Origin of the sequence: Rhodococcus opacus B4 (assembly GCF_000010805.1) — a bacterium.
GTDB lineage: Bacteria > Actinomycetota > Actinomycetes > Mycobacteriales > Mycobacteriaceae > Rhodococcus_F > Rhodococcus_F opacus_C.
On record NC_012522.1, the window covers coordinates 5,341,820 to 5,361,569 of the forward strand.

19 protein-coding genes and 4 tRNA genes are annotated in these 19,750 nt (G+C 67.1%); 11 read left to right on the forward strand and 12 right to left on the reverse strand.

Translation table 11 applies throughout. From position 1 onward, the window contains the following. Positions 1-43 precede the first annotated feature (43 nt). The 3 genes from pstC to pstB are packed head-to-tail and all read left to right on the forward strand — an operon-like array spanning position 44 to position 2,849. Positions 44-1,117, forward strand: coding sequence for a phosphate ABC transporter permease subunit PstC (pstC, locus tag ROP_RS24540; RefSeq protein WP_015888701.1), 1,074 nt, complete (start codon positions 44-46; stop codon positions 1,115-1,117). Between the two features lie 3 nt (positions 1,118-1,120). Continuing rightward, entirely contained in the window at positions 1,121-2,029 is a 909-nt protein-coding gene (gene pstA / locus ROP_RS24545) for a phosphate ABC transporter permease PstA (RefSeq protein WP_015888702.1), read from the forward strand. A 43-nt stretch (positions 2,030-2,072) separates the two neighbouring features. Then, complete coding sequence (pstB, locus tag ROP_RS24550) at positions 2,073-2,849, forward strand: phosphate ABC transporter ATP-binding protein PstB (RefSeq protein WP_015888703.1); 777 nt, start codon at positions 2,073-2,075, stop codon at positions 2,847-2,849. A 157-nt stretch (positions 2,850-3,006) separates the two neighbouring features. Here the strand turns inward: pstB and phoU are convergent, their stop codons facing one another. The 5 genes from phoU to ROP_RS24575 all read right to left on the reverse strand — a co-directional run bounded on the left by phoU (position 3,007) and on the right by ROP_RS24575 (position 9,135). Further along, on the reverse strand, positions 3,007-3,705 hold the full coding sequence (gene phoU, locus ROP_RS24555; protein WP_015888704.1) for a phosphate signaling complex protein PhoU: 699 nt from the start codon (positions 3,703-3,705) through the stop codon (positions 3,007-3,009). An 82-nt stretch (positions 3,706-3,787) separates the two neighbouring features. After that, positions 3,788-5,809, reverse strand: a complete 2,022-nt coding sequence (locus ROP_RS24560) for an LCP family protein (protein WP_043825263.1) — start codon at positions 5,807-5,809, stop codon at positions 3,788-3,790. 119 nt (positions 5,810-5,928) lie between these two features. Further along, a complete protein-coding gene (dusB, locus tag ROP_RS24565; RefSeq protein ID WP_015888706.1) occupies positions 5,929-7,071 on the reverse strand; it encodes a tRNA dihydrouridine synthase DusB in 1,143 nt (380 codons plus the stop codon). Between the two features lie 78 nt (positions 7,072-7,149). Continuing rightward, positions 7,150-8,106 (reverse strand): acyl-ACP desaturase, encoded by a 957-nt coding sequence (locus tag ROP_RS24570; RefSeq protein WP_015888707.1) that lies wholly within the window; start codon positions 8,104-8,106, stop codon positions 7,150-7,152. A gap of 411 nt (positions 8,107-8,517) precedes the next feature. Next, positions 8,518-9,135, reverse strand: coding sequence for a DUF937 domain-containing protein (locus ROP_RS24575; RefSeq protein ID WP_015888708.1), 618 nt, complete (start codon positions 9,133-9,135; stop codon positions 8,518-8,520). Positions 9,136-9,201: 66 nt separating this feature from the next. Here ROP_RS24575 and ROP_RS24580 point away from each other — a divergent pair, with 66 nt between their 5' ends. Both ROP_RS24580 and ROP_RS24585 read left to right on the forward strand, forming a co-directional pair. Then, on the forward strand, positions 9,202-9,642 hold the full coding sequence (locus ROP_RS24580) for an MmcQ/YjbR family DNA-binding protein (protein WP_015888709.1): 441 nt from the start codon (positions 9,202-9,204) through the stop codon (positions 9,640-9,642). Further along, a complete protein-coding gene (locus tag ROP_RS24585; protein WP_015888710.1) occupies positions 9,639-10,232 on the forward strand; it encodes a hypothetical protein in 594 nt (197 codons plus the stop codon). The genes ROP_RS24580 and ROP_RS24585 overlap by 4 nt, the downstream gene beginning before the upstream one ends. A 1-nt stretch (position 10,233) precedes the next feature. On the opposite strand, the gene ROP_RS24590 is transcribed toward ROP_RS24585, so the two are convergent. Together ROP_RS24590 and ROP_RS24595 are read right to left on the reverse strand one after the other, a co-directional pair. Then, a complete protein-coding gene (locus ROP_RS24590; RefSeq protein ID WP_015888711.1) occupies positions 10,234-11,322 on the reverse strand; it encodes an NAD(P)-dependent alcohol dehydrogenase in 1,089 nt (362 codons plus the stop codon). A gap of 49 nt (positions 11,323-11,371) precedes the next feature. Beyond that, a complete protein-coding gene (locus ROP_RS24595) occupies positions 11,372-11,845 on the reverse strand; it encodes a DUF4334 domain-containing protein (RefSeq protein ID WP_043826778.1) in 474 nt (157 codons plus the stop codon). A 122-nt stretch (positions 11,846-11,967) separates the two neighbouring features. On the opposite strand from ROP_RS24595, the gene ROP_RS24600 reads away from it, so the two are divergent. Then, positions 11,968-12,558: a TetR/AcrR family transcriptional regulator gene (locus ROP_RS24600; RefSeq protein ID WP_015888713.1), complete on the forward strand. Its 591-nt coding sequence runs from the start codon at positions 11,968-11,970 to the stop codon at positions 12,556-12,558. Positions 12,559-12,565: 7 nt separating this feature from the next. On the opposite strand, the gene ROP_RS24605 is transcribed toward ROP_RS24600, so the two are convergent. Together ROP_RS24605 and ROP_RS24610 are read right to left on the reverse strand one after the other, a co-directional pair. Next, positions 12,566-13,711 carry an RNA polymerase sigma factor gene (locus ROP_RS24605; protein WP_015888714.1) on the reverse strand — a complete coding sequence of 382 codons (1,146 nt, stop codon included), beginning with the start codon at positions 13,709-13,711 and terminating at the stop codon, positions 12,566-12,568. A 254-nt stretch (positions 13,712-13,965) separates the two neighbouring features. Beyond that, positions 13,966-14,038 (reverse strand) — tRNA-Lys (locus ROP_RS24610). Positions 14,039-14,365: 327 nt separating this feature from the next. Here ROP_RS24610 and ROP_RS24615 point away from each other — a divergent pair. From ROP_RS24615 to ROP_RS24635, 5 genes are all read left to right on the forward strand, one after another. Then, complete coding sequence (locus tag ROP_RS24615) at positions 14,366-15,022, forward strand: TetR/AcrR family transcriptional regulator (RefSeq protein ID WP_015888715.1); 657 nt, start codon at positions 14,366-14,368, stop codon at positions 15,020-15,022. A gap of 98 nt (positions 15,023-15,120) precedes the next feature. Continuing rightward, positions 15,121-15,193, forward strand: a tRNA-Glu gene (locus tag ROP_RS24620). Between the two features lie 94 nt (positions 15,194-15,287). Beyond that, positions 15,288-15,361: transfer RNA gene (locus ROP_RS24625), tRNA-Asp, on the forward strand. 66 nt (positions 15,362-15,427) lie between these two features. Beyond that, positions 15,428-15,504 (forward strand) — tRNA-Phe (locus ROP_RS24630). 155 nt (positions 15,505-15,659) lie between these two features. After that, entirely contained in the window at positions 15,660-16,313 is a 654-nt protein-coding gene (locus ROP_RS24635; RefSeq protein ID WP_015888716.1) for a TetR family transcriptional regulator, read from the forward strand. A gap of 4 nt (positions 16,314-16,317) precedes the next feature. Here ROP_RS24635 and ROP_RS24640 read toward each other — a convergent pair whose 3' ends face one another. From ROP_RS24640 to ROP_RS24650, 3 genes are read right to left on the reverse strand one after another with little or no spacing between them, the layout of a single operon-like run. After that, positions 16,318-17,055 (reverse strand): ABC transporter ATP-binding protein, encoded by a 738-nt coding sequence (locus tag ROP_RS24640; protein WP_015888717.1) that lies wholly within the window; start codon positions 17,053-17,055, stop codon positions 16,318-16,320. Next, positions 17,052-18,875, reverse strand: a complete 1,824-nt coding sequence (locus ROP_RS24645) for a branched-chain amino acid ABC transporter ATP-binding protein/permease (RefSeq protein WP_015888718.1) — start codon at positions 18,873-18,875, stop codon at positions 17,052-17,054. The genes ROP_RS24640 and ROP_RS24645 overlap by 4 nt, the downstream gene beginning before the upstream one ends. Before the next feature lie 3 nt (positions 18,876-18,878). Further along, entirely contained in the window at positions 18,879-19,736 is an 858-nt protein-coding gene (locus tag ROP_RS24650) for a branched-chain amino acid ABC transporter permease (RefSeq protein ID WP_015888719.1), read from the reverse strand. Positions 19,737-19,750: the final 14 nt, after the last annotated feature.

The following is a 19,750-nucleotide window of genomic DNA, read 5'->3' on the forward strand; positions in this document are numbered from 1 at the left end:
GCCCATGACTCGATATTCTGACCAGGAAAGATTGCGAGCGCAGATGAGTGAAGCGCACATCGAATCAGCACCTCGCGCCTCCGGCTCCGCTTCTGGCGGAGTCGGGGTGGGCGGTCCGAACGGCACCCCGGAGGCCGAGTTGAGTACCACCAAGGCCGAAACCCCGACTCCGACAGGTGCACCCCGCGGCAAGGCCGTCGCCAGGCCGGGGGACCGGATCTTCAAGTCCCTCGCAACCACCTCGGCCATCTTCATCTCCGTCCTCATCGCCGCGATCGGCATCTTCCTGATCTGGCGCGCAGTCCCCGCACTGAGCAGGAACCAGGTCAACTTCCTCACCAGCCGTGAGTGGGTCACTCAGAACATCAACGCCATGGCGTTCGGTGTGCTCGACCTGTTCCAGGTGACGGTGCTCGTCTCGCTGTTCGCGCTGATCCTCGCGATGCCCGTCGCCCTCGGCATCGCCATCTTCCTCACCGAGTACTCGCCGAACTGGCTCAAACGTCCGCTGGCGTACGTCATCGACCTGCTGGCCGCCGTGCCGTCGATCGTCTACGGCCTCTGGGGCCTGCTGGTGTTCGCTCCCGCGATCAAGCCGCTTGCCGTGTGGCTCAACGAAAAGCTCGGCTGGTTCCCGCTGTTCGCGACAGGAAGCGGTTCCATCACCGGCGGTGGCACCATCTTCACCGCGGGCATCGTCCTCGCCGTCATGATCCTTCCCGTCATCACCGCGGTCACTCGCGAGGTGTTCGTGCAGACGCCGACGCCCCAGATCGAGGCTGCGCTCGCGCTGGGCGCCACCCGGTGGGAAGTGGTGCGGACCACGATCATTCCGTTCGGCAAGTCCGGCTACATCAGCGGATCGATGCTCGGTCTGGGTCGCGCCCTCGGTGAGACCATGGCGCTCTACCTGATCCTGCGCACCACGTCGCAGCCCTTCGGATGGTCGCTGTTCGACGGCGGCGCCACCATCGCCTCCAAGATCGCTCTCGGCTACGCGGAGTTCAACAACAACATTCAGGCCGGCGCCTACATCGCCGCAGGCCTGGTGCTCTTCGTGCTCACCTTCGTCGTGAACGCCGCGGCCCGCGCCGTGATCGCAGGAAAGAAGGACTGACCCATGACCGCGACACTCGACAAGCCGGTCAAGGCCCCCACCTTCCAGGGGGTCGGTGTCCGCCGGCGCATCACCGACCTCACCGCCACCGTCCTGGTGACGCTGGCAGTGCTCGTGGCGCTGGTCCCACTGGTGTGGGTCCTGGTCACCGCCGTCATCAAGGGAATCCCTGCCCTGACGTCGGCCACGTGGTTCACCCACTCGCTCAGCGGACTGACGTCCTCCGCGGCGGGCGGCGGCATCTATCACGCGCTGGTCGGCACGATTCTGCAGGGACTCGTCTGCGCGGTGCTGTCCATTCCGCTCGGACTGTTCGTCGCGATCTATCTCGTCGAGTACGCCGACCGGAAGTCGCGACTCGCGAAGCTGACCACGTTCATGGTCGACATCCTCAGCGGTGTCCCGTCCATCGTGGCCGCCCTGTTCATCTACGCCCTGTGGATCGCGACGTTCGGTTTCCCCAAGTCCGGCTTCGCGGTGGCGCTCGCCCTGGTGCTGCTGATGGTCCCCGTCGTCGTCCGCAGCACGGAGGAGATGCTCCGCATCGTTCCGCAGGACCTGCGGGAGGCGTCGTACGCGCTGGGTGTTCCGAAGTGGAAGACGATCGCCAAGATCGTGCTGCCCACGGCACTGCCCGGCATCATCACGGGCGTCATGCTGGCGCTGGCCCGGGTGATGGGCGAGACCGCGCCGCTGCTGATCCTCGTGGGGTACGCGCCCTTCATCAACTTCAATCTGTTCGGTGGCGAGATGGGCACGCTGCCCGGCGTCATGGTCGCCGAGATGAACAACCCGACCGATGCCGGTACCAACCGCATCTGGGGCGCGGCGCTGACGTTGATCCTCCTCATCGCCATCCTCAACATCCTGGCCAAGATCGTCGGCCACTTCTCACAGGTCCGCAGCAAGTGATTCATCCACTCGATTTCGAACACCAATCAGTAGGGAGCCGGTAATGGCCAAGCGTCTGGATCTCAAGGACGTCAACATCTACTACGGCAAGTTCCACGCCGTCGCCGATGTCGGGCTGTCCGTCCCCCCGCGGAACGTGACCGCTTTCATCGGCCCGTCCGGTTGCGGCAAGTCGACGGTGCTGCGTTCGCTGAACCGCATGCACGAGGTGACTCCCGGTGCGCGCGTGGAGGGTTCGATCCTGCTCGACGGTGAGGACATCTACGGTTCCGGCATCGACCCGGTCGGCGTCCGCAAGACGATCGGCATGGTGTTCCAGCGTCCCAACCCGTTCCCGACGATGTCCATCAAGGACAACGTGGTGGCCGGACTGAAGTTGCAGGGCGAGCGCAGCAAGAAGCGTCTCGACGAGGTGGCCGAGCGGTCGCTGCGCGGCGCCAACCTGTGGAACGAGGTCAAGGACCGTCTCGACAAGCCGGGTGGCGGATTGTCCGGCGGTCAGCAGCAGCGTCTGTGCATCGCCCGGGCCATCGCCGTCTCGCCGGACGTCCTGCTGATGGACGAGCCCTGCTCGGCGCTCGACCCCATCTCGACCCTCGCGATCGAGGACCTGATCACGGAGTTGAAGAAGGACTTCACCATCGTGATCGTCACCCACAACATGCAGCAGGCGGCGCGTGTGAGTGACCAGACCGCGTTCTTCAACCTCGAGGCCACCGGCAAGCCGGGACGTCTCGTCGAGATCGACGACACCGAGAAGATCTTCTCCAACCCGACGCAGAAGGCCACCGAGGACTACATCTCGGGCCGCTTCGGATAGCCACACCACACCAGAACGCCCCGGCCGGGAAATCGGCCGGGGCGTTCTCGTGTGCGGGCCCGACGACGTCGGGTGAACGAACGGGACGAACGAACGGGACGCTCGTACGGTCAGGCCGTACGAGCGTCCCGTTCGCGCGAAAAGTGTTGGGGGAGTTCTACAGTTCCGGGTAGGAGGTGAGGTTGTCGGCGTCTTTCACGGCGGTCTCGGTGTCGTCGGGCAGCTTGCCGGTGACCAGGAAGATCACCCGGCGGCCGACCTCGACGGCGTGGTCGGCGAAACGCTCGTAGAAGCGGCCGAGCAGGGTGACGTCGACGGCGGCGGCCACGCCGTGCTTCCACTCGCGGTCCATGAGCACGGTGAACAGGTGCCGGTGGAGGTCGTCCATCGCCTCGTCCTCTTCGCGCAGGCGCGCGGCGCGCTCGGGATCGCGGGTCTCGAGAACCTCGCGGGCGGCGGCACCGATGGAGACGGCGATGCGTCCCATCTCGGCGAAGTAGCCGTTGACTTCCTCGGGGAGCACGTGGTTGGGATGTCGGCGGCGCGCGATCTTGGCGACGTGGAGCGCCAGCGCACCCATCCGGTCGATGTCGGCGACGATCTGGATTCCGCTGACGACGGATCGGAGGTCGCCGGCGACCGGTGCCTGCAGGGCGAGGAGGGCGAAGGCCCGCTCCTCGCAGATGGTGCTGAGCTCGGTGATCTTGTCGTGCTCGCCGATGACCTGCTCGGCGAGCGAGAGGTCTGCCTGGAGCAGCGACTGGGTGGCTCGCTCCATGGCGACCCCCGCAAGCCCCGCCATCTCACCGAGCAGGTCGGCAAGCTCGGTCATCTGTTCGTTGTAAGCCACGCGCATGAGGTCACAGCCTACGGTGCACGGGAAACCAAGTCACGATCGCACGGTGAACGCAGGGTGAACGACGCTGCTGAACGGGCGCTCAATCGCAGGACGTGTCGCCCGCGTTCACAACCGCCAGGTCCGCGGGGATTTCCGCATCCTCCGGCTGACCGATTCGCACGTCCGACACGCTCAGCGGAGTGTCGATCGGGCTGGGTGTCTGCACCGTCCCGGTGAAGCTCGAACCGATCGCGACCTCGACGACCGTTCCGAGTCCGGTGGTCGCTTCGAGCACCGCACCCGGGAAGGACGATGCCAGGGTCGCCGCCTCGGCCTCGTGGCCCGGCGAGAACCGGATGACGGTCTCGCTGCTGGTGCCCGTGTAGTTGCCGACGTTGTAGATCTGGAAGCCCTCGGCGGCCAGGGTGTCGGCGACGGTCGCGGCCAGTCCCGACTCACCCGATGCGTTCGACACCTGCACCGTCACGCTGGACGGGTCGACGGCCTGGACCGTCTGCGGTGTGGGCGGCGCGGCCTGCGGTTCGGGGGCGGTCGAGGGCAGCGGTTCCGCCCGCTTCTCGCCGGGGAGCGCCTCGTCGTCGATGATGGCGCGGAAGATGGCCTTGATGTCGTCGGTGCGGGGAATCTCGTTGCCCCACTCGGTGGTGCCCGCGGTGGGCACGGTCAGGAAGGTGACGGCGCCCGCGTCGACGTTCTGCAGCGAGCGCCCGAGCGTGACCAGCGACTTCGTGTCGATGTTCTCCACGAACGTGTCTCGGGTGAACGCGTTGATGAAGCCGTTCAGTTTCCCGGGATTGAGTAGCACCTGGCTGGACAGGGCGCCCCGCAGCAGAGCGGACAGGAATCTCTGCTGCCGGTTGATGCGGCCGTAGTCGCCGTTGCCCTCCGCCTCGACGTGTCTGGCGCGGACGAAATTCAGGGCCGTCTTGCCGTCGAGCATCTGGGTGCCCGGGTGTGGCAGGACGGTGCCGAGCACGTCGTCCTCGAGCGGCTGGGTGGTACAGACCTTCACCCCGCCGATCTCGTTGACCATCGACTCGAAACCGGCGAAGTCCATGCCCACGAAGTGGCCGATCTTCAGACCCGACATCTTCTGGATCACCTTCACCAGGCACTTCGGCCCGCCGAGCGCGTAGGTGGCGTTGAGTTTGTCGCCGTCCGCTGCGGGGAAGGTCTCCTCGGTGTAGGTTCCGCTGTCGTTGTCCCAGCCCTGGCAGACGGGCCGCTCGACGTCGAGGTCGCGGGGGAACGACACCGCGACCACCCGGCTACGGTCGGCGGGAATGTTGACGAGCATCACCGTGTCGGCGCGGGAGCCCTCGGCGTCGTCGATGGTTCCGGCGCCGACCTCGCCGCTCGCGCCGGCGCGGGTGTCGGTGCCGACGATGAGATAGGTCTCGTCACCGGTCTGCCCGACGGCGTCGACGATGTCGGTCGACTCCGTGTCGAGTGCCGCGATCTGGTCGAACTTGCCCTCGGTGGAGCGGAGGTACCCCCAGACGATGCCGGTTCCGGCGAGTGCGACCACCGCCACGAGCGCGACGACGGCGCGTCCCGCTGCGCGCAGACGCTTGCGTTTGCGGGACTTGTTGAGGGCCAGGCGCGTGGTGCCCGGGTTGCCGACCACCTGCGGTACCGCGGTGGTCTCGGCGGAATCTGTGACCCATTCGGGTTCGGGTGGGCTCTCGGGCGGCTCCGGCGGCGGTGCCGCCGGAGGGGTGCTGCGCGGCGGAACCCCGGGAGGCGGCGGCTGCCGCTCGTCGATCGGGGGGATCGTCTCCGTCTTCTCCGGATCGTTCGCCTCGTCCTCGGAGACCTTCTTCACCAGGTCGGCGACGGAAAGCCCCTCGGTGGGGCCGCCCGCAGCCCGGCGGCCGATCCGGCCGCTGTCGTGGCGGGACGGTTCGGTGCGTTCGACCGGTGCACGGCGCTCGGGGGCCGCGGGCTGTTCGGGAGGCCGCCGTTCGGGAGGTGGCTGTCGCGGCGGGAGTCGTCGCGGCCGGCCCGATTGGGCTTCCCGGTAGCTGGGATCCGCTAGAGGACGCTCCCACGGGGCGCGGGATTCGGGAGTCGGTGAGTCCGAACTGTGATCATCACCCACCGATGCAACCTGACCTCTCCGCCGACTCGGACCTCCGTCGGCCCCGACGGATTCCAGCCATAGTACTTATCGAACGTCGAAGCTCCCCACATGTAGCCAGGTGACGCGCGTTCGTGCCGCTAACCACCGGAATGCATGAGGTCGGCGCCGGCGGGCACCAGGCAGTCTTCGGGGTCGTCGAGCCACCCCTCGGGGAGCGCGACCGTGCCGGGCGAACCCTGCCGCCCACGCGGCCCTTCGGCGTCCTTGGGGAACGGGATGGTCGGATCGAGCTGGACGAGGAGATCGTCGAGTTCGGTGAGCGTGCTCACGAGGGCCATCGCGACCCGCAGTTCGGACCCGGCGGGGAAGCCCCGCAGGTACCAGGAGACGTGCTTGCGCAGTTCACGCAGGCCCTTGTCCTCGCCGTGGTGATCGGCGAGGAGTTCGGCGTGCCTGCGGATGATCGTGGCCACCTCGCCGAGGTTGGGCGGAGTGGGCTGCGGCTTTCCGTTCAGTGCCGCGCTCAGCTCCGCGAACAGCCACGGCCTGCCGAGGCACCCACGCCCGACGACGACGCCGTCGCACCCGGTCTGCTCCATCATGCGGGCGGCGTCCTCGGCCGCGAAGATGTCGCCGTTCCCGAGGACGGGCACGTCCGTGACGTGCTCCTTGAGCCGGGCGATCTCGTTCCAGTCGGCCGTGCCGGAGTACCGCTGCGAGGCGGTGCGTGCGTGCAGTGCGACGGCGGCGGCACCCTCGCCGGCGGCGATCCGGCCGGCGTCGAGATGTGTGTGATGGTCGGCGTCGATGCCGACGCGGAACTTGACGGTCACCGGAACGTCGGTGCCCTCGGTGGCCTTCACCGCCGCCGCGACGATGCGGCCGAACAGGGTGCGCTTGTACGGCAGCGCCGCACCGCCGCCCTTACGGGTCACCTTGGGGACGGGGCAGCCGAAGTTCATGTCGATGTGGTCGGCCATGTTCTCGTCCACGATCATCTTGGCCGCTGCGTACGTGGTGTCCGGGTCGACGGTGTACAGCTGCAGCGACCGCGGCGTCTCGGTGGGGCCGAACGTCGTCATGTGCAGGGTCGCGGGCTGCCGCTCGACGAGCGCCCGCGCGGTCACCATCTCGCAGACGTACAGGCCGGACGTGCTGCCCGCGCGTTCAGTCTCGAGCTCACGGCACAGGGTGCGGAAGGCGACGTTGGTGATCCCGGCCATGGGGGCCAGAACCACCGGACTGCGCAGCTCGAGCGATCCGATACGAAGGGATGACATTGACGACCTCTGGGAAAGTGCTGGAAAAAACTGTGCCCGGCACCGAATCCGGTACCGGGCACAGGATAACTGTTTACGTCACGAAGCCTTCTGCTCGCGCTTCTTCGCCTCGCGGGCCAGCATGCGGTCGCGCTGCTCCTCGAACTTGGAGGCCTGGCCCTCGAGGTTCTCGAGGAAATTGCCGAGGCTCTCGCGGATCTCTTCGCCGCGGGCGGTGAAATCGTTCCGCTCGAAGATGTTCCACTTACGCAGAACGGGCATCACGACCTCTTCGAGGTGCTGACGCAGGTCGTAGATGCCGTGCTTGGCCATGAGGACACCGTTGCGCCGGAAGTTCGGCATGCCGGCGCCCGGCATCTGGAAGTTCTGGACGATCATGTTGACGGCCTCGAGCGCCTGGTCGGGCGCGAGGTCGAGGGCCGCACCGCACATGTTGCGGTAGAAGATCATGTGCAGGTTCTCGTCGGCCGCGATGCGCTGCAGCATCTTGTCGGCGATCGGGTCCTTGCACGCCTTACCGGTGTTGCGGTGGCTCACGCGGGTGGCGAGTTCCTGGAACGTGACGTACGCGACGGAGTGGAGGAAGCCGGCGTCGACGTCGGCGGGGGACGCGAAGCCGTTCGTCATGTGCTCCATGCGGAAGCGCTCGAGCTGGACGGGATCGACGGCCCGGGTCACGACGAGGTAATCGCGCATCACGATTCCGTGACGGTTCTCCTCGGCGGTCCAGCGGCCGACCCACGTTCCCCATGCGCCGTCCTGGGAAAAGTTCTCCGCGATCTCGCGGTGGTACGACGGCAGGTTGTCCTCGGTGAGGAGGTTCGTGATCATCGCGGCCTTGGCGACCTCGTCGAGCTGCGACTGCTCGGGGTCCCAATCGGTGCCGCCCATCGCGGCGAAGTTGCGTCCCTCGTCCCACGGAACATAGTCGTGGGGATGCCATTCCTTGGCCATGGAGAGGTGGCGGTTGACGTTCTCTTCTGCAACCGGCGACAACTCCTGCAGCAGTTCGAGTTGGGTCAGGTCCCTCGCCATGTGTAATGCCTCCAGTAGCTCAAATTTGACTTTGTTCAGCCTACGGCACCGTAAGTAGGTTGGTAAACGCCGTCGGCGGCCCGGGAACCGTCGAAGTTACCGATCCGTAATGGACCGTCCGGGATGTGTCGCCGCCACGCGGCGAACCGTTACATGACAGTGTACTGATGAGGTTGCGTATGCGGTGACCAGCGTAATCATCGCAGGGAGAGATCATCACAGCGACGCGCGGGCAGTTGTGGACGATCACAGATTTGTGGGTCTCCACAGATTCCCCACCTCAACTCGAGCCGTGTCGACGGTTGCGTAGGAGGCGGTTCGTCCGGGCTCCGAGTCTCCTGGGAATTCGATCCGTCCCAGATGTGAACATCGACACCCCGCGGGGGCGACGGTAGCCCGCCGCCCCTGTCGCTACTTCTTTCCGCCGCCGAGCAGTCCGCCCAGCACGTCGCCCAGTCCGCCGCCCGCACCCTTCCCGAGGAGGCCACCGAGAACTCCGCCGAGTCCGCCGGAACCGCCGCCGCCGAGCAGTCCGCCCAGTACGTCCCCGAGACCTCCGCCTGCCTGGCCGGCGCCTTGGGTCTGCGGAGCGGAACCGCTGCCGCCCGTCACCTGCTTGGCGATGTAGGCCAGCACGATCGGCGCGAGGATCGGCAGCAATTGCTTCATGAGGTCGCTACCCACCCCCGTACCGCTTCCCGCTCCAGTGCCGCTGCCCACCCCGCCCAGAGTGTTCGCCACCCGGTCGCGTTCGCCGCCGAAGATGTTGGACACGATCTTGTCGCCGTCGTCGGTGTCGACCTGGTCGATGTCGATTCCGCCGTCGAGGAGCGTCGTGTCACTGTGATCGTGCAGCGCGCTCTGCAGGGACGCGGCGCCGCCCGGATCTTCGGCGTTGGCGCCGAGCCCGCCGACGAGCGTCGGCAGCGCCGACTTCACCGCGGTCTCCGCGGTGGCCTCGTCGACGCCGAGTTGCCGGGCGATCTGGTTGATCGGAATCTGGGACAGAAGGTCGTCGATCGATGCCATGGATGCCTGCCTCGTCATGGGGCTCTTCGTCGAAACCCCCGGACGTCCGACGATAGTGAATCCCGTATGTCCGTTATGCCTGTTGCGGTCGGTCGGAGTGCTGCCGACAATCGTCACATGGGCAACAACATGAGCCGCCTGGAAGAGATCGTCGCCGAGTTGCCCGAAGCCGTGCGGGTGGACATCGCCCAGTGGGACGGGCACCCGACGTTCCGGGTGCGGGGCAAGAACTTCGTGTTCAGTGACGTGGAGGCCACCCGGTTGACGGTCAAGCTCACCGTCGACGAAGCAGAAGCGGTGGTTGCGACGGAACCGGGGGCGGAGCCCGCGGGATACGGTCTCGGTAGACACGGCTGGATCGCAGTGGACGTCGCGGACGCGGACGGTGCCCGGTGGGAACAGCTGCGTGAGTGGATCAGGACGTCGTACACGCTCGTCGCGCCGAAGCGACTGGCGAAGCAGGTGCTGGACGAAGAACCGTTGCCGACGCAGGGAGACCAGTCATGACGACCGACGACAGCGCATCCACCACGACACCCGCGAGGTCGGGACTGCCGTCGTGGGCGAGAAGGGCCATCGGCATCGCCGTCCTCCTGGTGGTTCTGGTCATCGCCTACTTCATCCTCGCGGCGTACCTCCCGCGGGCGTGGGCGCAGAACGTAGGCGGACTGGCCGACGGCAGCTTCGGCGGCGGCATCCTGTGGGGACTGTTGTTCGGCACCCTGTGCACGCTGCTGCCCCTGCTGCTGTTCCGCTGGGCGTGGCGGCTGTTCCGCCGGCGCCGGTTCAAGCCCGTGCAGATCGTGTTACTGATCCTCGGAGTCCTTGTGGTGCTGCCCAATCTGCTGACGCTCAGCGTCGTGCTCGGTGGCAACAGCGCGGCGCACGCCGGCGAACGGATCATGGACGTCGACGCGCCCGGATTCCGCGGTGCGTCGCTCGCGGGCGCCATCGTCGGAGTGGTGCTGTTCCTCGGCGTCGCCGGGGTCAGCTTCACGTACCGCAAGCGCGGTGAGGATCTCGCCGAGATGCGCAGGGACACGAAAGCGAAGGACGGGCAGGCCGCGGGCGACGGGCCGTCACCTGCTGCGCCCTGATTCACCACACGAGCACCGGCTTGATCACCGAGCCTGCAGCCTGATCGGCGACGGCGTGGTTGATGTCCTCGAACCGGTACTCGGTGACGAGACGGTCGAACGGGAACCTCCCCTCGGCGTGCAACGCCAGCAATCGCGGAATGAACTGCTGCACGGACGAATCGCCCTCGACGCAGCCGCGGAGAGTCTTGCCGTTCAACATCAGGTCCTGAATGTTCACCGCCATTTCGGGTGCGCCCAGTCCGACGACCACCGCGGTGCCTCGCGCCCGCAGCGACGACAGCGCCTGACCGATGACCGTGGGGATCCCCGTCGTGTCCAGGGTGTGGGTCGCGCCGCCGCCGGTCGCCGCGCGGATCGCCGCGGCGACGTCCTGCGTCCCGGGATCGATCGCGACCGCACCGAACTCCGTCGCGAGCGCGCGTCGCGCCGGTACCGGATCGACCGCGAAAAGCGCTGCGACGCCCACCGATCGGGCGGCGAGCAGTGCGGCGAACCCGACGCTGCCCGCGCCGAAGACGACCACACTCGAATCACTGCCGGGGCGGAGCACGTTCAGTACCGCACCGGCACCCGTCTGGAACCCGCAGCCGAGCGGCGCGGCGGCGGCCAGGTCGACGGACTCGTCGACGACGACGATGTTGTCGGCCGTCGCGAGAACGTGGTCGGCGAAACTGGACTGGCCGAAGAAGGCGGCGCGCACCGGTTCGCCGTTCTGGGTGACGGTGGCCGAACCGTCCGCGCGCCTGCCCGAACTGTTCAACCGGTGCGCGTCGACGCAGTAAGCCGGACCCGCACTTCGGCATTGGTCGCAGTCACCGCAGTGGCGGTAGCTGAGAATCACGTGATCGCCGGGCGCTATCCCGCTCACGCGTGACCCCACCTCCACGACGATCCCGGCACCCTCGTGCCCGAGGACGGCCGGACCGGCGGTGTGGGGGAGCGCCGCCTTGGTGAAGAGATCCGTGTGGCACAGGCCGGTGGCGGCGATCCGCACCAGAACTTCGTCCGCGCGGGGCTCGTCGAGCTGGACCGTCTCCAGCGTGAACGGAGAATCGGGGCCGCGGGAGACGGCTGCCGTGATCTGCATTGCTGTTCCTCGGATTCCGCGCAGTGGGGGCTGGGACGCCTTCGGGATCTCAGTCCCGTTCGAGCAGGAAGTAGTAGTGCCGGCCGCCGTCGAGGACCAGAGCCGACTTGCCGTTCATGATCCCCATGAGCGTCGAGTCGTCGACCTTCTTGAAGTGATCGAAGATGGGGGCGCCGTCGTACACCATGGTCGCGGTGACCTCGCCCCGGAACTCGATGTTCCACAGGCTTGCCTCACCGTTGCCGCCCTCGACGTCGGAATAGAGGTTTCCGTCCGCGTCCCGGCAGATCAACGGCTTCGCATCCTCGAGGGAGACGAACGTCTTTCCGTGCCAGCGGCTCGCGACCAGCTTGTCGTGCAGCCGGTGTCCGGTGGCGAAGTCGTCGCCCTTCCAGTTGCCGAGGATGTCCTCGGCCCTGACGGTGTCGAGTGCCGCCCACACGACGTCGAGTTCGTCGGGGGAGACGCCGGTGTCGTGCTGTCGGAGCGCGTGGAACGTGCTGCGGGCCTGATCGATGTCCATGGTCGTACCTCGGGTCTCGTCGCGGACGGGCAGGTCGGAGAGTTTCCGAACCAAATTGTTCGTCAAATGCGCACGCTACGCCGAACCAAACGGTTCGGCAACGGGCAATTTAGGATGACGGCATGCGATCAGCGGGAGAAGCCACGCGCGACCGGATCCTCGCCGCGGCCAAGGACGAGTTCGCCCGCTACGGCGTCGCGGGGGCCCGGATCAACCGCATCGCGGAGGCGGCCCGGGCGAGCAAGGATCGCCTGTACGCCTACTTCGACAGCAAGGAAGCACTGTTCGACGCCGTCATCCAGCGATGGATCGCGGAGACGACGGAACAGACGGCGCTGAGGGGCGACGATCTGCCGGGGTATGCGGGCCGCTTGTTCGACGACTACGTGGCGCACCCCGAGAACGCGCGGCTGCAGGAGTGGGCCGACCTCGAGATGCGGGACCAGATCGCGGACAGCGACGCTCGGATCGCCACCCTGCGGCCCAAGGCCGCCGAGATTCGCCGAGGGCAGCAGGAGGGGTTCGTCGACCCGTCGTGGAACGCCGGCGAACTACTGCTCGTGATCACCGACATCGCCCGATCGCTGGCCACCGCACCCGGCGGCACGAAGTCGGGGGAGCGTACGGTGGCGCAGCGACGGCAGACCGCTGTCGAGGCGGTTCGGCGGTTGATCCGGGTGCCCTCGGTGGAGGACGCGCAGGACCGCGGGTGAGTGCCGCTCAGCCGCGCAGCAGCGTGTTGAGCCGAGCGGCCTGTCGCGTGAGATGGTCGCGTTCGGGGAGATTCGACGCCTTCGCGGCCGCCTCGGTGTAGAGCCGCGCCGCCGTTGCCAGGTCGCCGTCCTGCTCGTGGAGGTACGCCGCCACGGCGGTGTGACGGGGCAGTGCGTCGTCCAGCGCCGCGAGCGCGGCCAGCCCGGCGCGCGGGCCGTCGGCCTCGCCGACCGCGACAGCCCGGTTCAGGCGGGCCACCGGGCTGTCGGTGAGGTGCACCAGTTCGTCGTACCACTCGACGATCTGCACCCAGTCGGTCTCCTCGGCGGTCCGGGCGTCGGCGTGGAGCGCGGCGATGGCGGCCTGGGCCTGGAACTCGCCCAGGCGGTCGCGGGCCAGGGCCGCCTGGAGGATGTCGACGCCCTCGGCGATCAGGCGGGTGTCCCAGAGGCCGCGGTCCTGCTCGGCGAGGGGTACCAGGCTGCCGTCGGGGCCGGTCCGGGCCGGGCGCCGCGCATGGTGGAGCAGCATGAGCGCGAGCAGCCCCGCGACCTCCGGATGGTCGATCGCGGCCGCGAGCTGGCGGTTGAGGCGGATCGCCTCGGCGGCGAGGTCGACCTCGCCGGAATAGCCCTCGTTGAACACCAGGTAGAGCACCCGCAGCACCGTGGCGACGTCGCCGGGCTGGGTGAAGCGGACGCCCGAGACGGTCTTCTTGGCCCGGCTGATGCGCTGGGCCATCGTCGCCTCCGGCACCAGGTAGGCCTGCGCGATCTGACGCGTCGTCAGGCCGCCGACCGCGCGCAGCGTGAGTGCGACGGACGACGCCGGTGTCAGGGAGGGGTGCGCGCACAGGAAGTACAGCTGGAGCGTGTCGTCCACCGCCTCGACCGGTCCGGGCTCGGGCTCGGCCTCGATGCGTTCCTCACGCTGCCGGCGGGAGGAGTGTGCGCGGGCGGTGTCGAGGAACTTCCGCCAGGCCACGGTGACAAGCCAGCCCTTGGGGTCCCGCGGCGGGTCGTCCGGCCACACGCGCACGGCTTCCACCAGGGCGTCCTGCACGGCATCCTCGGCCGCCGAGAAGTCGGCTCCGCGGTGGACGAGGATCCCGATCACGGTGGGGGTGAGGGTGCGCAGCACCGACTCATCCACCGTGGCTCTCCGAGACGGTCGGGGGTGCAGTGAGGTCGTGCTCGAGCAGCAGGTACGTGGCCATCGCGACACTCCTTGGCGAGGTACGGCCCGTTGTGGCCGTGTTCACTGCGGGGACGGAGCGGGCCGCGGATTCTCGACATCTCCGCGACCACAGGTGAGCACGATGCCGGGCCGGCGGGCGGTCACGTGACCGCCCGCCGCTCCGAACGCGTTTATCGCACCACCCGACCAGGATGAACTGGTCGAGACGGTGCCCCCAGTAGGGCTCGAACCTACGACCTGCGGATTAAAAGTCCGTAGCTCTACCAACTGAGCTATAGGGGCGCGGGGCCAGAGTCTAGTGCGCAGACAGTGACCGGGAAAACAGGACCCCCGGCACGGCGCGCCGCCCAGGGGATCGAAGTGGTCGGCTCGGGTGCGCACCCCCTGCAGCGCACCCGAGCCGACCCAAATTATACCACCTGGTGTGTTTTCGGCAGCGACCACATTTCGAGCCCATAACGGGCTTGAGGTCTGTTTGAAGAAGTTTTAATGATTTGTGGACTGTTGTGTCGGTTTTTTCAAAACAGGGATACTGTTATGTATGGCTCCAAGCTCGCCTCTGCGGGGCGAAAGCGGGGGTTACTACATCTGGGAGAGGGATTCACCGTCATGGCACGTCAGCAGGAGCGTGCGCGACGCACTCGCGCTGCACTGGTGGAGTCGGCCGCGATCGAGTTCGCGAAGCGCGGCTATGCGGCGGCGTCGGTCAACACGATCCTGGAGGGCTCGAACGCCACCAAGGGGGCGATGTACTTCCACTTCCAGTCGAAGGAGGAACTCGCCCGCGCCGTCCTCCAGTCCGGGGTGGAGCAATTCACCGCCCTGACCGACCGGTGGACGAGCCGCACGGACATCGGGCCGTTCGAGGCCCTGCACGGATTCGTGATCGACCTGGCGAAGCTGTTCCATTCGAGTGTCATCGTGCGAGCCGAATTCCGGCTGATCGTCGAACCCGAGTTCTATCCGGACGTGCAGTCCGGTGGCTCGCAGGTGTGGGGCCGGGCCGCGCACGAGTTCGCGATCCGCGCCCAGCGGGACGGGTCGCTGCGCGCCGACGCCGACCCGGAGAAGTTCACCCGGGTCCTGGCGGCGTCTCTCGCCGGCCAGCGGTACATGTCCGACATGACCGCGCTGGAAGGCGACCTCGGTGCCCGATTCGCGGAATCGCTCGAAGTGATCCTCGAAGCGATGGCTTCACCCGAATGGCTGGAGAAGTTTGCGAGGGACGGATGGCCGGATTCCGCGTCAGAACTGCCCGATTCGTAGTCTGACCTGGCGATTTGGGAAATTCTCGATCCGTGTCCTAAGCTATCCAAGCTCCCAACGGAACGCCGTTGAGGTACTGGTTCGGAGAAATCCGACGGGCCCCCTTCGTCTAGCGGCCTAGGACGCCGCCCTTTCAAGGCGGTAGCGCGGGTTCGAATCCCGTAGGGGGTACGTTTGACCGGTGTCGAGCATGCGGTATGGTTCGACAGCAGTAAAAGTGACACGCAGTAACGCTTTACACTTGTGAAGCACAGCAGGAAAGCAAGGCCCTGTGGCGCAGTTGGTTAGCGCGCCGCCCTGTCACGGCGGAGGTCGCGGGTTCGAGTCCCGTCAGGGTCGCAAGTATGTTGCCGATACTCGGTATCGGCAACATAATGCGATAGGCATTCGGTTCGGGTGCCGTCCGGCCAGGTAGCTCAGTTGGTACGAGCGTCCGCCTGAAAAGCGGAAGGTCGCCGGTTCGATCCCGGCCCTGGCCACCACGATTACAGAGACTCCGTTGTCGAGAACGTCGACAGCGGAGTTTTTTCGTTCCCACCCCAGGTGAGTGCCAAAGTGTGCAGGAACACACTTTGGCACTCACATGGGGATACCGTCGCCCGACGGCGGCGAAGTGACTGTCGCTAGGCTGACGACCATGAGCACTGCTGAAGAGCCGCTGACGGCGGGCCGCGACGGGCTGTTGTCGTTGCTCCGCAACGGGCAGCTGCCCTCGCGCGGGGCCAAAGCCCCGCAGCGGGAGCGTTACCAGCGGATCGTCGCAGCGGCGATGGAACTCGCCTCCGAAGGCGGGTACGACGCCGTGCAGATGCGGGCCATCGCGGATCGGGCGGGCGTCGCGCTGGGCACCGTGTACCGGTACTTCCCGTCGAAGAACCACATGCTGGTGATGGGCCTGCTGATGGTGTTCGAGGGCATGCGGTCCCGGTTCGAGGACGTCACGATCCCCGGCGACACACCGTCGGAGCGGATCCTGTTCGTCCTCCGGAAGAACACCGAAGTCCTCGAGAAGGACCGGCCGCGGTACGAGGCCCTCGTGCGTGCATTCATGTTCGCGGACGCGTCGGCGTCGGCCGAGCTGGATGCGTTCGGCGCCCTGATGACGGAGATGTTCGCCAAGACCATCGGTGTCGAGCAGATCTCCGACGACCAGTTGAACGCCATCCGCGTGATCGGCGACGTCTGGATGTCGAGCCTGGTGTCCTGGGTGGCCGGCCGCATCTCGGTCGACGAGGTGATGGCCCACCTGGGGCTCGCCGTCCGTCTCGTGTTCCGCCGCCTCGGCGGCTAGTTTTTCAGCCGACGCGTCCGAAGTAGGCGTCCCGGATCACCGCCCTGTCGTCGATGTCGCCCGCATCGGCAGCCATGACGACGCGTCCGACGTCGAGGACGGTGACGTGATCGGCCACGCTCATCGCGGCGTCGACGGCCTGCTCGACGAGGAGCACCGCCAGCCCGGCGTCCTTCAGGATGCTCACGCGTTCCATGACTTCGCCTACGATCACGGGCGCCAGTCCGCCGGAAGGCTCGTCGAGCAGTAGCAGGGTAGGTTTCGCCATCAGCGCCTGCCCGATCGCCAGCATCTGCTGCTGCCCGCCGGACATCGCACCCGCGAGCAGGCCGCGTTTCCGGCCGAGGGCGGGGAACAGCTCGTAGATGCGCTCGACCTCCACGCGGACGGCCGACCGGCTCATCCTGCGGACGTACCCGCCGAGAATCAGGTTCTGTTCCACGGTCTGCCGGTGGAAGACCCGCTTCCCCTCCTGCACGTAGGCCATCCCCTGGCGGACCCGCCGGTGCGGCGCCACCTTCGCGATGTCGCGGCCGTCGAACTCGATCGTCCCGCCGGAAACCCTGTTCAGTCCCGAAATGGCACGCAGGGTGCTGGTCTTCCCGGCACCGTTCCGTCCGAGCAGCGCGGTGACCTTGCCGGGCCACACGTCGAGAGAGACGTCCCAAACCACCCGGAGGTCGCCGTAACCGGATTGCACGTTCCGCAGACTCAGCAGCGGTGGCGTCGTCTGCTCGCTCATGAGGTCGCCTCTCCGGCCAGTTCCGTGTCTTCGGCGACTACGCCGAGGTATTCGCTGAGTACCCGGGGGTTGTGTTCGATCTCGGACGGTGGACCTTCGGCGATCACGCGACCCTGGGCGAGCACGACGATGGTGTCGGCGAGTGCCAGTACCAGGCGGAAGTTGTGCTCGACCAGGACGATCGTGCAGCCGGCCGCGCTGAGTTGCCGGATCACGCCGGCCAGTCGTTCCACCTCGTCCTCGTCGAGGCCGGACGCGACCTCGTCGAGCAGCAGGACCCGCGGTTCGGCCACCACCGAGCGGGCGACCTCGAGCAGCCGCCGCATTCCCAGGGGGAGTGCCGTCGCCGTCTCGTCGCGTAGGTGCGACAGTCCCACGACGTCCAGCGCGCGTTCGGCCTCGACGATGTCGGCGGCGCGGACCCTGTGGTGACGGGGAAGTCGCAGCACGGTCGTGAGCATCGACACGCGATCGGAGCTGTATCGACCCGAGGCCACGGCCTCGAGGACGGTGACGCCGTCGGGGATGTCGGGTGTCTGGAACGTCCGGGCCACACCGCATCCGGCGACCCGTTCGGGAGCCTTGCCCTGGACCTCGGTGTCACCGATCAGGATTCGGCCGCTGTCGGGGCGGTAGAACCCGCAGATCATGTTCAGCATCGTCGTCTTGCCCGAGCCGTTCGGTCCGATGAGTGCGGTGATGCTGCCCGGTTCCGCTCGCAGCGACGCGTCGTCGAGTGCCTGGTTGCCGCCGAATGCCTTCGAGATGCCGTCCACCACGAGCACCTGGCCCGACATCGGTTGCATCGCCGGCCGATCCGTGTCCCCGGGGCGAGTGCGTGTTCCACGGCGGGTCACGCCTGCCGCGCGATCCAACCGCGCCGCGGCCTGCTTGGCGACCTTCGCGAGGCCGCCACTGAGGAGGACGCCGCCGAGGATCAGGAACCCGCCGTAGAAGACGAGTGCGTACTGCTGGAACTCGGACGATTGGTTCGGGCCGAGTTGCATGATCGCCGCCCCGACCGCCGCGCCGTACACGCTGGTCGCGCCCCCGAGGATGCACGCCGCCAGAACTGCTGTCGCGAAGGTGAATCCGAATGCCTCGGGTGAGACGTACATGTCGATGTTCGCGAACAGGGCGCCCGCGAGGCCGGCGGGGAAGGCGCCGATCGCGTAGCCGAGAAGCTTCATCCTGAACACCGAGATACCCACCGAGGACGCGAGTACCGGGCTCTGCTTCAGTGTGCGGAAAGCGATGCCGTGCCGGGAGACCACCAGGTTGCGCAGGACCGCGAACCAGAGGATCGCGACGATGACGACCACCGTGTAGAACCGGTCGGCGTCGATCGCCTCACCGAACAGGGTGGCCGGTTCGATCCCGCTGAGTCCGTTGCGACCGCCGGTGGTGTCCCCGAAGACGGCGATGATGTCCGGTACGAGGAGAACGAGGAAGAACGACGTCATCGCCAATGACCAACTGCCGAGCCGCAATCCCGGAATACCGGTGACGATGCCCACCGCGAGCGCGACCAGCCCCGAGGCGGCCAACTGCAGCACGATGTCCGTGTGTCCGGCGATCGACAGGAGCCCTGCGGTGTACGCTCCGGCGGCGTACATCGCGGCCTGGCCGAGCGCGAGTTCACCCGCATAGCCGAGACTGAGATTGAGGCCACTGACGACCAGTGCGAGGATGCAGGCGAGTTGTACCTGCCGGGACAACGCGAAGCCCAGACCGAATTCCGGCAGGAACAGCACGACGAGGCCGACGGCGAGCGGGAAGAGCCAACCCGGAGCCGATCGAATCAGGCGCCACAGAGCCATTGCTTACACCACCCGTTCCCGCGTCCGGCCGAACAGTCCGGCCGGACGCACCATGAGGATCGTGATGAGGACCACGAAGACCGCGATGTTGCTGTACTGGCTACCCAGTTCGAGAGCGGCGAACGACTCGACGAGACCGACGGTCAGGCCACCGACGAGTGCGCCGGGGAGCGAGCCGAAACCGCCGATTGCCAGGGCGACGAAGCCCTTGATCGCCAGCGCCGAACCCAGGGTGGCCACCGCGAACGTCTTGGGACCCACGAAGAGCCCGAGGAATCCGGCGAGCGCACCGGAGAAGGCGAACGCGCCGAGGGCCAGCGCCCGGACGTTGACGCCGCGCAACAGGGCGGCTTCGCGGTCCTCGGAGATGCCCAGGAGCGCGAGACCGGTCATGGTCTTCGTGCCGACCCGGCCGAGGGCGACCACCAGCACGACCGCCAGGATCAGCAGCACGATCTCGACGGGATACGTGCGGCCGCCGAGGACCGTGATCGGATCGTTCGAACCGAAGAACGGGACGGTGAGCGGTTCGCTTCCCCAGATCAGCTGCGTCGCACCGTTGATCAGGGTGGCGGCGCCGAGCGTGGTGACGAGCTGATTCTGGTGATCACGGACCGGCCGGACCGCGACGATCTCCTCGATCCCGGCCAGGATCATCACGGCGACCGTCGCCGTGACCGCGACGACGAGGATCGGCAGCTTCAGGGTGACCAGGCCGGTGTAGGCGACGAAGGTTCCGACCATCATCAGCTGCGCCTGAGCGAAATTGAATGTGTGGGACGAGATGAAGACGATGTTGTAGCCGATCGCCACGAGCGTGTAGACCGCCCCCAGCGCGAGGCCCGACCAGACTATGGTCACCGGTATCTCCTGTG